The organism is Marinomonas sp. ABL3_031, from assembly GCF_056161265.1.
Window position 1 is genome coordinate 340027 of record NZ_JBSWYU010000003.1, and the last position, 13819, is coordinate 353845.

A 13819-nucleotide genomic window follows, 5' to 3' on the forward strand; every position below is an offset into this window, starting at 1 on the left:
GCTTAGCTATCGTAAAGATAGACTAAAAAACACACACTCACTTCACCTAAAAACCGACGTATTATAATGATCATTGTCGGCATTGACCAGCGTATCAAACCGCCTTTGAGCAGCAAGTTTGATCGAAAACTACGAGTTTTTCCTTATTCGTTTAAATTCCGTACAGAAAAAATGGGCATTTGTCGATTAATCGCGACAAAATACAATTTTTCTTTATTTTAGAAATAACCCAAAGCAATCCAAACATACCCTTTATCCAGTATATGCATTGCCATTGCTCTTTACCGATCAAACCAGCGAACCATGAATGCGGCCTCCTTGTGTTGATATAGCAGAGCGAAAACGCCACAATATCCCCTCTTTTATAGTGGGCCAACCTAACACGGAAGCAAAGATTATGATCAAACCTGATGCTCAGATTCATATTGAGAACTTACGCCTACGCACCTTCATTGGATTCAATGACTCAGAAAAAGCCAACAAACAAGATGTGGTAATTAATGCGTGGATCCATTACCCGGCCGACCAAGCTTACAATACAGATAACGTTGAAAATGCCGTCAACTACCGTACCATTTGCAAGCAAATGATCACCCACACAGAGAGCAACCGCTTTTTACTGCTTGAAAAGCTGACTGCAGAACTGCTGGAAATTTGCATGGCTCCTGGTGTCACCTTTGCCAAAGTCAATGTTGCCAAACCTCACGCGTTACGCTTTGCCGACTCCGTCTCATTAACCCTATCCGCGACACGAGATCAATAAAATCAAGATGACACAACACACGTCCATAACATTCAAGCCAGGCTTTAAAAATCACATCGAAGGCTTGGACGGCAGTCGTAAAGCACTGCAATTACTGGCGCTTTCCTCTGAACACAGTAAGCCCATTCTGTATATCGTTAATACCCTTTCTGAGCTGAATGAGCTGGAAGACGAAATTCACTTCCTCAAATCAGAACAACAACAGGTGTTACGTTTCAGTGACTGGGAAACCCTCCCATACGACGGCTTTTCGCCTCATCAAGATATTATTTCCCAGCGCCTCGAAACCCTCGCTAAGATTACCGAAAGTCAGCAGCCGATTATTTTGACGACAGTGGCTTCCTGCCTGACGCGCCTGTGCCCACAACAACATTTGGACAGTGAACGTTTTCATCTCAAAGAAGGTCAGCAACTCGCCTTACAAGATTTGGCCGACAAATTAAGCAAAGCAGGATATTTAAATGTAGACAATGTTCATGAACATGGGGAATTTGCCATTCGCGGCGCCCTAATGGACATTTATCCAACGGGGGCGCGTCAGCCCATTCGTATTGATTGGTTTGATGATGAAATTGATTCCATTCGCTGGTTTGACCCAGAAACGCAACGCAGTATTAGCAAAGTCGCTGAAGTAAACATGTTGCCAGCTAAAGAGTTTCCTACTACCAGCCAAAGCATCCAGCGTTTTCGCCAAGCTTTTCGAGAGCGGTTTGAAACGGATCCCTTATCCAGTCCGATATATCAGGACATTTCCAGCGGCATCATACCAGCCGGTATTGAATATTATTTGCCATTGTTCTTCGAACAGACTTCACACCTGTTCAACTATTTAAGTGACGACACCCTTATCGTGCGCAATCACGTATTTAATGAACAATTGGCCAGTGTGCAATTAGATTTCCGCAGCCGTTATGAATCTTTGAGCTACAACATTGAGCGCCCCATCCTCAAACCCGAGGAAATCTGCTTAAGAGAAGAAGAGCTGTTTGCCGAACTCAATCAGTTTACCAATGTGATTTTTTCGGCCGAAGGCGAGCACCCTCTTTATCAAGGACCGGTAGACGTCAAAATTGATTCCAAAGCGGAATCACCATTAGCCAAGTTGTCCGCTTTTCTTCAGCAGACCAATCATCGCGTTTTAATTTTGGCTGAATCCGCAGGACGCCGCGAAGCTTTATTAGACCTACTTAAGAAACACAAAATCCACCCAAAACAAGTTAAGGATTGGGATGATTTTATTCACTCATCCCACACATTAGCCATTACGCAAGGGCTAATTGGCCGCGGTTTCAGCATCCAAAATGACATCACCCTAATACCAGAGAGTGACATTCTAGGCGAGCGTGTATCGCAACACAGACGCCGCAATAAGCAGCAAAACATCAGTGAAGACGCGATTATCCGCAATCTCACTGAATTACGCCTTAACGCACCTGTGGTGCACATTGATCATGGGGTAGGACGTTATTTAGGGCTAACCAATCTGGAAATTGATGGTCAAGAAACCGAATTGCTGACCTTAGGTTACGCCAATGACGCTAAACTTTACGTGCCTGTTTCTTCCCTACAACTCATCTCGCGCTACACGGGGGCCGATGAAGACACCGCTCCACTGCATAAACTCGGTACCGATAAGTGGAGTGTCGCCAAGCAAAAAGCCGCTGAAAAAGCCCGCGATACGGCGGCAGAACTGCTGGAAATTTACGCCAAACGCGAATCCAAAGTCGGCCATAATTTCGCCACACCAGACGACCAATATGAACTCTTTGCGGCAGGCTTTCCATTTGAAGAAACCCCAGATCAGCAAATGGCCATCGACGCCGTCATTCAAGATATGGCCACCAAAAAGCCAATGGATCGTTTAGTGTGCGGTGACGTTGGCTTTGGTAAAACCGAAGTGGCCATGCGCGCTGCGTTTCTCGCCGTGCAAGATGGCAAACAAGTGGCGGTGTTAGTGCCAACGACCCTTCTTGCCCAACAGCATTACGAAAACTTCTGTGATCGATTTGCTGACTGGCCTGTCGAAGTCGAATTGCTGTCCCGTTTCCGCTCAGGCAAGCAAACCAACACCGCCATTGATCGTCTTGAATCCGGCAAAGCCGACATCGTCGTCGGAACTCACAAACTCATTCAAGGCGACATTAAGTTTGCCAATCTAGGGCTGGTGATTATCGATGAAGAACACAGATTTGGCGTAAAACAAAAAGAGCAGTTTAAAGCCTTGCGCTCTGAAGTCGACATTCTGACGCTTACCGCCACGCCGATTCCAAGAACGCTTAATATGTCTTTGTCTGGCATTCGAGATTTATCCATCATTGCCACGCCACCAGCAAAACGTTTATCAGTGAAAACCTTTGTTAAGCAGAAGGACGAACATCAAATCAAAGAAGCCATTTTGCGCGAGCTACACCGTGGTGGCCAAGTCTATTATCTGCACAATGAAGTACAAACCATTCAAAAAGCAGCAGAAGAGCTAGAAGCGTTAATTCCAGAAGCCCGCGTCATTGTCGGCCATGGCCAAATGCGCGAGCGCGAACTGGAACAAGTCATGTCCGACTTTTACCATAAACGTGCCAATGTTCTCGTCTGCTCGACGATTATTGAAACCGGTATTGATATTCCTAACGCCAATACCATCATCATTGAGCGAGCGGATAAGTTTGGCCTGGCGCAACTGCATCAATTACGCGGTCGCGTAGGTCGCTCTCATCACCAGGCTTACGCTTATTTGTTAACACCAAATGATCGCAACATCACGCCCGACGCCGAAAAACGCCTTGAAGCCATCAGCCTAGCCGATACCCTTGGTGCTGGCTTTACGCTTGCTACTCATGATTTAGAAATCCGTGGCACCGGAGAATTGCTCGGTGAAGGTCAAAGCGGCCATATTGAACACGTTGGCTTCTCACTCTTTATGGAAATGTTGGATCGCGCAGTGAAATCTCTGAAAAACGGCGAATCACCCGATGTCGATATTTCCACACCGGCACAAACCGACATTAATTTGCGTGTGCCAGCCTTGATCCCCGAAGACTACCTTGGTGATGTGCATTCGCGTCTGATTTTGTACAAACGTATTGCCAGTGCCAACAGCAGTGAAGAACTTAAAGACCTGCAAATCGAAATGATTGATCGCTTTGGTTTATTGCCTGATGCCACGAAAAATCTATTCAGACAAACCGAAATTAAACTCAAAGCAGAACAACTGGGCATTAATAAAATTGAAGCAAACGCAAAAGAAGGTAAAATCTTCTTCAATAGTAAAACGCCTGTTGATCCTATGAAGCTGATCAGCCTGATTCAGAAAAAGCCAGATCACTACAAACTGGCTGGCTCAGACACTTTGAAATTCTTAGTGCCAATGAACAGCGCTGAAGATCGCTTCCAACAGACCACCAAAACGTTGGAATTATTACATTGAAAAAATTAACCATAACCCTATTAGCCATGCTTTGCTTTAACAGTCAAGGTTATGCCCTTGATGAACCGATCGATCCGGATACTGCCAGAGCGTATGAAGCTTACTTAGTGACCTTCCTCTGGCCTGAGGATAAAACCAGCGAACAGATTGATTATAAAAATATCCTAACCACGGAAGGCTTGCTGCGTTTCACCGATGCCACATCTGACGAGCAAATTGATGGTGAACAAGCCAATCAAGGTGAACCAGAAATAACCGAGATTGCTCCGCAAGGCTTAACAGAACCTTTTGCCAATATTGCCGAGAAACTGGGCAGGCAAGTTCGCATCTTATCTAACCAGCAATGGACCTTGATCTTTAAACGTCCAGGCGATTTGATTGAAAAGACTTTTTACAGTGAGGAAATCAAAGATGGTTACCCCGAATTAACCGCTGACATTCGAATCAAACTTGGCCGTTACTTGGAATCCGACATCCATTACGAGCACTTCTTGTTCGACAGTTTTACGCAACCCGACAGCAGCTTTTTCGCCACAGACACAACAAGCACATCATTTTTTTCTACTACAACAGACAATACGACGGAAAACCAAGACCTAAAAGCCTTTGAACCGGCCTTGGTATTGAAGCTCAACATGCAAAACAAAACCGCCAGCAAAAAACTAAACTATCTAGATCATCCCACCATAGGGACGCTGTTGTATTTTCAACCATTGGATCTTGAAGAAGCGGTGGAAAAAATTGCTCTACAAACCATCACCCCAGAAACGGGACAAAGTCTTAATTTTGATGAGCTAAACAGCACGAATGAATTAGATACGCCACAAGCCATTATTGCGCCTTTAAAAATCACGCCATCCATCACTCAGTAATAAGTCAACACAAAAAAGGGTAACTCAAATTGAGTTACCCTTTTTAACTAATAATAAATTGTCAAACTAATAACCGCGCGTTTGGGTCAACTTACCGAGCCAAGCTACGGCTTTTTGCTCAATGGCAGACAGCACAGAAAAACCTAGACGCTCTGCCATATTTTTGGGTTGCTTGTATTCAATTTGCACCACTTCTGCGTCTTTGTAATGCGATACTAAATACGCATCACTGGTCATCACTGCGTCTACCAAATGATTCTCCAAAGCTTCACTACCGTACCAAGTATCACCGGTAGCAATCTCTTCAATCGCTAACTGCGGTCTTTGCTCAGACACAAAGCGCTTGAACAAACCGTGTGTATCTTCTAAGTCTTGCTTGAATTTTTCACGACCTTCGTCGGTATTTTTACCCAACATAGTCAGGGTACGCTTGTATTTACCCGCCGTGTGCAATTCCACGTCAATCAAGCTTTTATCCAATAAACGGTGAACATTGGGAACCTGTGCAACCACACCGATTGAACCCAAAATGGCAAACGGAGCAGCAATGATTTTATCCGCCACACAAGCCATCATGTAACCACCACTGGCAGCAACTTTGTCGACACAAATGGTTAAGGGTATGCCCGCTTCTCTAATACGTTGCAGCTGTGAAGCCGCCAAGCCATAGCTGTGCACCATACCGCCGCCACTTTCCAAACGCAAAACCACTTCATCTTTCGATGTTGCCACACTTAAAACGGCGGTAATTTCTTCACGCATGGCAGACACAGCAGAGGCTTTAATATCACCATCAAAATTCAGCACGTAAAGACGTTTTTTCTCAGCTGCTTGTTCTTCTTTGTTGTCTTTTTTATGACTTTTCTTTTCCAGCTTAGCCTGCTTCTTTTTTTCCTTTAACTGGTTTTTTAAGGTCTTTTTATCTAACAGCTTACGATCCAGTTCCTCTTTCATAGAATCGTAGTTTTCATTCAACTTAGTGACAGACAAACTGCCTGGCTGCGCCTTACGCTTTCCACTTGCTACAAGCGCCAACAACACACCAATTACTAAGGCAACACTCACTAACTTTAATAAAAAACCAGCATAGTCAGTTAGAAATTCCAACGTCATCTTCCTCTATAAACGATAAGTCTTTGTAATAATGGGGTATAAAACGCAAATAACAATGCTTTTTATACATTTTCACCATAGATACCAGCTGGTTTATCCCTTATTATTCTGCGCATCAAAAAATAAGCATAAAACTTGCACACAAGTTACCTTTAAGGAGTTCTTAATGAAAACCTCAATTTCCCATGCACTGGGTAATAATTTCCTGGGCAGTTCGCCTCTTTGGTACAAACAAATGGTGATCGCCTTTTTAATTCTGAATCCCATTGCAGTGGTGACATTAGGACCCTTCTTAACAGGCTGGTTACTCATCATAGAATTTATCTTCACCTTGGCTATGGCATTAAAGTGTTATCCATTACAACCGGGCGGTCTGATTGCTTTAGAAGCCATATTACTCGGTTTAACCAACAGTGATGGTGTGTATCACGAAGTCATTAAAAACTTTGATGTCATTTTGCTATTGATGTTTATGGTGGCCGGCATTTACTTCATGCAAGGCATGCTATTGTTTATTTTCAATAAACTTTTGGTGAAAATTCGCTCAAAAGTCATCATTTCTTTGGTATTCAGTTTCGCGGCCGCTGTCATGTCAGCTTTCCTCGATGCTTTAACCGTGACTGCAGTATTGATCAGCGTCAGCGTCGGTTTTTACTCGGTTTATCACAAGGTCGCATCCGATCAAACCAGCAGTGGTAAACACAACCCAAATAGCGACGACAAAATCTTACCCGTTAACCAAGAAGATCTAGCGGAATTCCGCTCTTTTTTGCGTAGCTTATTGATGCACGGCGCCATAGGTACGGCATTAGGTGGCGTTTCTACCTTAGTGGGTGAACCACAAAACCTACTCATCGCCAAAACCGCAGGCTGGGATTTTTTAGAGTTTTTTACTCGTGTAGCGCCTATTTCCATGCCAGTTTTGGCTTGTGGCTTGTTAACCGTGATTGTGCTTGAGAAAACCAAGTGGTTTGATTACGGTGCCCATCTACCAGAAAACGTGCGCAATATTTTGAAAAATTTTGAACAAGAAGAATCCAACAAAAGCACACCTCGTCACAAGGCCCAATTAATCATCCAAGGCATCGTTGCCGTCATTTTGATTTTATCTTTGGCTTTTCATATTGCCGAAGTGGGCTTAGTTGGTCTGATGGTCATTGTGTTATTGACAGCCTTTAACGGCATCACAGAAGAGCATCAAATTGGCAATGCTTTTAAAGAAGCGCTGCCTTTCACAGCCTTGCTAGTGGTGTTTTTCACCATAGTTTCTGTCATTCACGAGCAACACTTATTCCAGCCTATTATTGACGTGGTATTGAACCTTCCAACAGAAACCCAGCCAATTATGTTCTTCGTTGCCAATGGCTTACTGTCCGCCATCAGTGACAACGTGTTCGTAGCAACCGTTTACATTGGTGAAGTGAAACAGGCTTTAGACAGCGACTTGATTAGCCGTGAGCATTTCAATATCTTGGCCGTTGCTATTAACACAGGAACCAATCTTCCTAGTGTGGCAACACCAAACGGACAAGCCGCTTTTCTATTCTTGCTGACTTCAGCCATTGCGCCTTTGTTGCGTCTTTCCTACGGAAAAATGGTTTGGATGGCATTGCCATACACTATCGTACTGAGTATTGTCGGTGGTTTATGTGTGAGCTACTTGCTCTAACCTAAACAGATTCACTGAAAACAAAAATGCCCGCTTACCTAATACGAGATAAGCGGGCATTTTTTATTTCATCACACGACTATTGATTGACTCGCCACAAAGCCTGACCTGCTTTCTTTTCAAGAAGATCCAATCTTTCTTCATGGGCTTGCAGTTCAACCTCATTGGCTCGTAATACTTTTAATGCCGGGCGATCCGCTGACAGACGACGAATTTCTTCCACTCCCCCTTCTTCGCCTCCTTGAGAGTCCGCAGAGCTTGCCAAACCCAAACTGGTTTGCCCCCCGGTCATTAATAGGTATACGTCTGCTAGGATTTCCGAGTCAAGCAAGGCCCCGTGCAGTTCTCGATGTGAGTTGTCTATGCCATAACGCTTACACAGAGCGTCCAGATTATTTTTCTGGCCCGGATGCTTTTTCCGCGCATAGACCAAACTGTCAAAGACTTGGCAAACCTCAGCGACTTTCGGAAAGCCCGCGCCAAGCAAAGCAAATTCATGATCAATAAAACCAATATCAAAAGGGGCATTATGGATAATCAATTCAGCACCTTTGATGAAGTCAAAAAACTCCTGTGCAACCTGATGGAATCTCGGTTTATCCGCCAAGAATTCATCACTAATACCATGCACACGATAAGCTTCTTCTTCCACTTCTCGATCAGGGTTAATATAAACATGGAAATGCTTTTTGGTGAGCTTACGCCCGATCATTTCCACACAACCTATCTCGATAATGCGGTGCCCCTGTTTGGGGTCAATGCCGGTGGTTTCCGTATCAAGAATGACCTGTCTCATGCCTTCGCCCTCAGCTGTTCAATGCCTTGATTAGCTAGCTGGTCAGCAATTTCATTGCCTTCAATACCAGCATGGCCCTTAACCCACTTCCATGTCACCTTGTGTTTTGAACAAGCTTGATCCAGTGCTTGCCAAAGATCTTTGTTTTTGACCGGTTGTTTGGAAGCCGTTTGCCAATTTTTCTTTTTCCAGCCCGCCAACCATTGAGTAATCCCTTTTTGCACGTAAGAAGAATCCGTATAAAGTGTCACCTCACAGGCTTCCTTTAAGGCACCCAATCCTTCAATTGCGCCCATTAATTCCATACGGTTATTAGTGGTTTCTCGTTCTCCACCACACAAACGTTTTTCATGCTCACCAAAGGTAAGCCAGGCTCCCCAGCCACCAATGCCAGGGTTTCCTTTACAGGCACCATCAGTATAAATTACGACTTGTTTCACTCTTTCATCTCTTTTGCTGTGGGCTTAGTAAGTGGCGGAACTCGAACCCGAGTTCTTGACCAACGAGGTTTTAAAGGAATATGCCGCTTTACCTGCTTGGTAGCGGTCAACACATAAACAGCACCAAAAGGCAGTTTTAATTTTGCAAAGGCGGCACTTAAAAATCCTAATCTAGCGCGCCATTTAGGATTTTGAACAGGGGCTTGAAAATACACACTGCGCTTACTTTCTAAAGTTAAACCCGCTACTTTCAGCCAGTCTTCCAATCTTTGATGACTGATAAAACGACCACACCAAGGGGCTTTTTTCCGTTTCGAAAACAATCGCCGCAAGCCCCACCAACTCCATGGGTTAAAACCAATAATCACCAATTTACCGCTGGGCAACAAAGTACGAGCTGCCTCACGCAAATCATCATGGGGTGAAGTAGAGACGTCTAAGGTGTGATGAAACACGTGCACATCTACGCCATCCGATTCAAAAGGTAACTCCGCTGCTCTGGCAACCACAGTATTGTCTGCCGCACCCAACTCGAGAACAGGGGCAACCAAAATACTTTCACGTAATCTGTCGTGCTTGATATCAAAGTTTTTGAGCGGCGATTGGCATACCAAATAATAACCAATAGCAAGGTCTAACTCGGCATCGATCTGTTCTAATTCTTGTTGCAAAACATCTTCACCAAGCTGGCTTTGATACCAGTTTTGAAAAAATTGTCTTGATTGATCATCCAACATACAATGAAATCTCTTAACAGCATCATGACGGCAGAGCATGCTTATTTCGCCATGATTTACCTCGACTTCTGACATAAAAGTAGAAAACCTATGACGATTTTTCCGCTTCCCGCCTTTAATGACAATTATATCTGGATATTACGCGATAATGATAGCTCACAAATTTGGGCCGTCGATCCAGGCGATGCCAAGGTAGTATTAAACTACTGCCAAAAAGACAGTAAGACACTAGCCGGCATCATTATCACCCATCACCACAAAGATCACACTGGTGGTGTAGCAGAGTTAAAAGACACATTCCAGTGCCCAGTTTATGGGCCAGAGCACCTCAGCCATTTGGTGACTCATCCGGTCAAAGAAAAGGATCAAGTAACCATCTTTAATCGCCAATTTCGTGTTCTAGAAACCCCAGGACACACACTGGATCATGTATGTTATTTCAGCGCTCAGCCAGAACCCATTCTATTCAGTGGTGATACCTTGTTCCGTGGCGGTTGTGGCCGTATCATGGAAGGCACCGCCACCCAAATGTTAGCGGCCATGAATAAAATTGCCGCCCTACCAAACGACACACTCGTCTACTGTACCCACGAATACACACTAGCAAATTATCGTTTTGCCTTGTCTCTTGAACCACAAAATGAAAGCCTATTGGAAGCCAATCTAACCTGCCAAGCATTGCGCCAACAAGACCAGGTAACCTTGCCCAGCAATTTGGCCTTAGAGAAAAAAACCAATCCCTTTTTACGCTCTCATCTTGATTTTGTAAAAAGCCAAGCTGCTCAGCAACTTAGCGAAGAGGTTCAGGATCTACCTAGCGCTGCCTTTGGGCAAGTGAGACGCGCTAAAGACAGTTTTAGTTGACCTGAATTTTCAGCTCGATAAAATGACCAAACTTTACTCAATTTTGTGACCCTTCATGACCAATAAATTTTTATGGGTTTGTTTAACAAGCCTACTCCTAACTGCGTGTCAAACCGTGTCCAAGGTAGAGCCAACAAACACTTCTGATGAGTCTCTAGAATCCCTCGAAGAAGTTCAAGTTGTTGCCGCTGATCCAGAACACATTGGCATGATAGACACAGTTCCACCTGTTGACGCAGAGAATGCGGCAGCAGGAGAAATCGCTGAACTGGATGACGCCGATATTGTTGACGTAGACGAAGCCGAAACCTCAGCGGTCGTTGAAGCGGAACCGGCTCCCCCAGAAGACATCTGGGAACGCATCCGCGCCGGTTACCAATTAAACCTTGATATTGATCGTCCGCGTTTATCATCCCAGCTACGCTGGTACAGCTCACATCCAGGTTATCTGGATCGAGTATCAAAGCGCGGCGAGCGTTATCTTTTCTACATAGTGGAAGAACTGGAAAAAGCCGGCATCCCAACCGAGATAGCCTTATTGCCGATTGTAGAAAGCGGCTTCGACCCTTTTGGCTACAGTCATGGTCGCGCCTCAGGCCCTTGGCAATTTATCCCATCCACTGGCCGGATATATGGTCTAGATCAAACCTGGTGGTACGATGGTCGTCGTGACATTATTGGCTCAACACAAGCTGCGATTGCTTATCTAACCCGTTTGCACAAGATGTTTGATGGTAACTGGTTGCATGCTCTGGCCTCATACAATTCAGGTGAAGGCACCGTCTTGCGCGCCATTCGTAAGAACAAGCGTGCAGGCAAACCAACGGACTTCTGGTCATTGGATTTGCCTCGTGAAACGCGTGCTTACGTACCCAAGCTGATTGCGTTAGCAAAAATCATTAAAAACCCAGAAAAATACAATTATAAAACCTACTTTGTTGCCAATAAGCCCTACTTTGATGTGGTTAACATTGGCGGACAGTTGGACTTAGCACAAGCTGCTGAAATGGCAGACATCAGCATAGATGAAGTCTACTTGCTGAATCCAGGCTTCAACCAATGGGCAACCTCACCAGACGGTCCACATCGTTTACTGATTCCAGTAAGCAAAGCGAAAAACTTCCGCACTAAGCTGGCAGAAATCCCTAACAAACAAAGAGTCACTTGGGTTCGTTACACAGTGAAAGCAGGTGACAATCTATTGCTAGTGGCTAAGCAACACAACACCACGGTAAAAGTCCTGCAAAGTGTTAACAAGATTTCCTCTTCGTTAATTCGTGTGGGTCAAGAGCTGATGATTCCGGTGGCAGGTAATGATATCGACAGTTACACCTTAAGCTCTCACCAAAGATTGCTGGCAAAACAGTCACGTGCGCCAAACCGTAACAAAATCAAAGTGAATTACACCGTAACCCCTGGTGACAGCCTGTGGCAAATTGCTCGTAAATACGGTACCACAAGTAAAACACTGGCACGCTGGAATGGCATGGGATTAGGCGACCCCTTAATGCCAGGTAAAAAGCTGGTAGTTTGGCTAGAACCTAAAAAGTCAAAAACAACACAGCGTAGCGTGATCAAAAAAGTGGTTTACACCATTCGTTCCGGGGACTCCTTGGCAAAAGTCGCCAATAAGTTCAAAGTCTCCGTAAGAGATATCCAAAATTGGAATCCCAAAGTGAGCAGCCAAAAATACGTTCAACCGGGTGATCGCGTCATGCTGATGATCAATGTGGTTGCTGGCAACTAAGATAACCAGCCAATAAGATTGCACAAAAAAAGCTGATTCCGTAGGGAGTCAGCTTTTTTTATGTCTATTTAACAGCCTGCCTATTGGTTACTCGTTGTTATTGATGCTCGCTGTTATTGGTGGCAGGTGGGTGGTTATTCGTAACGACAATGGTAAGCAGTAACTTCTGTCACCTGAACACCAAAACTTTGATTGGCTTCAACAATAAAGGTTTCCCCTTTAGCAAAGGTTTGCCAGTCAGATTCACCCGGTAATTTCACCGTCAAGCTACCGGACACCACCGTCATATACTCACGCTGACTGGTGCCAAATTCGTATTCACCAACTTGCATTACACCGACAGTAGACACACCTTCAGCGTTGTCCAATGCAATCGATTTTACCTTGCCTTCAAAGTAGGTATTTACAGCTAATTCATTACTCATAGAAACATCTCATATTCAAACATACAACAATAAACATGGCTTGGATTACTCTTCATCATAATCCACCATTTTCTCAATAATCCATTCCTTAAACGCCAACATGGCAGGCGTCACGGAACGACGTTTTTCATACACCAGATAAAAGGCTTTATCGGTAATCAAATGCTGATCAAACAAGACCCGCAAAGTCCCATCGACAATTTCTGGCATCACCAATTCTGGGTCTGAAAGTGAAATACCCAAACCTTGAGACGCCGCCCCGGCGGTCAAGGAACCGCTGGAAAACATCAAACCACGACGAAATTGCTTAGGGTCAAGGTCGTGTTGCTTGAGCCAATCATTCCATTCATCTTTGCGTTTGGTGACGTGCAGCAATGGATAAAATCGCATGTCTTCTGGTTTGTTAATGGGACGATCGGATTTAATTAGGCGAGGACTACACACCGGAGCCAGACGAGATGGGCGTAAATAATGGGCTTCTATACCTTCCCATTCACCACGACCAAAGTAGACGGCCATATCAATATCATTAGCAGAAAAATCCACCAAGCCTGTTAAAGAACTGATTTCAATTTGAATATCAGGGTAACTCTCTTGGAAACTCTCCATGCGTGGCATCAACCAACGCGTCAGGAAAGCCGGTGCCACCGCCAAACGTAGGGAACCCGACTTTTGCTGACTCTTTAGTTCAGAGGTCGCACTTTCTAACTGTTCAAAAATGCTTTTAATGGGCTTTAGATAAGACTCCCCTGCTTCCGTCAATACCACCTTTCGTTTGGTACGACGGAACAATTCTAAGCCCAGAAAACTTTCCAAGCCTTTAATCTGATGGCTAATCGCGGAAGGTGTAACGGACAATTCCTTAGCCGCTTTATTGAAGCTGCCATGACGCGCAGCCGACTCAAAACACCTTAATGAATTTAATGGGGGCAAACGATTAATAAGCGTATCTCCATACAACCAATCTTAAGT

Annotated in this window: 12 protein-coding genes; 6 read left to right on the top strand and 6 right to left on the bottom strand. The window is 44.6% G+C overall.

Features of this window, described 5'->3' with window-relative positions:
• Window positions 1-397: 397 nt before the first annotated feature.
• The 3 genes from folX to ACXAH2_RS05960 are packed head-to-tail and all read left to right on the top strand — an operon-like array spanning window position 398 to window position 5056.
• Complete coding sequence (gene folX, locus ACXAH2_RS05950; protein WP_475077256.1) at window positions 398-763, top strand: dihydroneopterin triphosphate 2'-epimerase; 366 nt, start codon at window positions 398-400, stop codon at window positions 761-763.
• Between the two features lie 7 nt (window positions 764-770).
• The gene (gene mfd, locus ACXAH2_RS05955) at window positions 771-4184 is read left to right on the top strand and encodes a transcription-repair coupling factor (RefSeq protein WP_475077257.1); all 3414 of its coding nucleotides are present in this window, start codon (window positions 771-773) and stop codon (window positions 4182-4184) included.
• Window positions 4181-5056: a hypothetical protein gene (locus ACXAH2_RS05960; protein ID WP_475077258.1), complete on the top strand. Its 876-nt coding sequence runs from the start codon at window positions 4181-4183 to the stop codon at window positions 5054-5056. Before mfd ends, ACXAH2_RS05960 begins: the two co-directional genes overlap by 4 nt.
• Before the next feature lie 66 nt (window positions 5057-5122).
• Here the strand turns inward: ACXAH2_RS05960 and sohB are convergent, their stop codons facing one another.
• A complete protein-coding gene (gene sohB, locus ACXAH2_RS05965; RefSeq protein WP_475077282.1) occupies window positions 5123-6163 on the bottom strand; it encodes a protease SohB in 1041 nt (346 codons plus the stop codon).
• 172 nt (window positions 6164-6335) lie between these two features.
• Here sohB and nhaB point away from each other — a divergent pair, with 172 nt between their 5' ends.
• Window positions 6336-7838, top strand: a complete 1503-nt coding sequence (gene nhaB, locus ACXAH2_RS05970; protein ID WP_475077259.1) for a sodium/proton antiporter NhaB — start codon at window positions 6336-6338, stop codon at window positions 7836-7838.
• 79 nt (window positions 7839-7917) lie between these two features.
• Here the strand turns inward: nhaB and dnaQ are convergent, their stop codons facing one another.
• The 3 genes from dnaQ to ACXAH2_RS05985 are packed head-to-tail and all read right to left on the bottom strand — an operon-like array spanning window position 7918 to window position 9811.
• On the bottom strand, window positions 7918-8634 hold the full coding sequence (gene dnaQ, locus ACXAH2_RS05975; protein WP_475077260.1) for a DNA polymerase III subunit epsilon: 717 nt from the start codon (window positions 8632-8634) through the stop codon (window positions 7918-7920).
• Window positions 8631-9074: a ribonuclease HI gene (rnhA, locus tag ACXAH2_RS05980; RefSeq protein ID WP_475077261.1), complete on the bottom strand. Its 444-nt coding sequence runs from the start codon at window positions 9072-9074 to the stop codon at window positions 8631-8633. Before rnhA ends, dnaQ begins: the two co-directional genes overlap by 4 nt.
• Window positions 9071-9811, bottom strand: a complete 741-nt coding sequence (locus tag ACXAH2_RS05985) for a class I SAM-dependent methyltransferase (RefSeq protein WP_475077262.1) — start codon at window positions 9809-9811, stop codon at window positions 9071-9073. The genes rnhA and ACXAH2_RS05985 overlap by 4 nt, the downstream gene beginning before the upstream one ends.
• A gap of 90 nt (window positions 9812-9901) precedes the next feature.
• Here ACXAH2_RS05985 and gloB point away from each other — a divergent pair, with 90 nt between their 5' ends.
• Both gloB and ACXAH2_RS05995 read left to right on the top strand, forming a co-directional pair.
• The gene (gene gloB, locus ACXAH2_RS05990) at window positions 9902-10675 is read left to right on the top strand and encodes a hydroxyacylglutathione hydrolase (RefSeq protein ID WP_475077263.1); all 774 of its coding nucleotides are present in this window, start codon (window positions 9902-9904) and stop codon (window positions 10673-10675) included.
• 55 nt (window positions 10676-10730) lie between these two features.
• Window positions 10731-12422, top strand: coding sequence for a lytic transglycosylase (locus ACXAH2_RS05995; protein WP_475077264.1), 1692 nt, complete (start codon window positions 10731-10733; stop codon window positions 12420-12422).
• A gap of 134 nt (window positions 12423-12556) precedes the next feature.
• Here the strand turns inward: ACXAH2_RS05995 and ppnP are convergent, their stop codons facing one another.
• Window positions 12557-12847: a pyrimidine/purine nucleoside phosphorylase gene (ppnP, locus tag ACXAH2_RS06000; RefSeq protein ID WP_475077265.1), complete on the bottom strand. Its 291-nt coding sequence runs from the start codon at window positions 12845-12847 to the stop codon at window positions 12557-12559.
• 45 nt (window positions 12848-12892) lie between these two features.
• Window positions 12893-13807: a transcriptional regulator GcvA gene (gene gcvA / locus ACXAH2_RS06005; RefSeq protein WP_475077266.1), complete on the bottom strand. Its 915-nt coding sequence runs from the start codon at window positions 13805-13807 to the stop codon at window positions 12893-12895.
• Window positions 13808-13819: the final 12 nt, after the last annotated feature.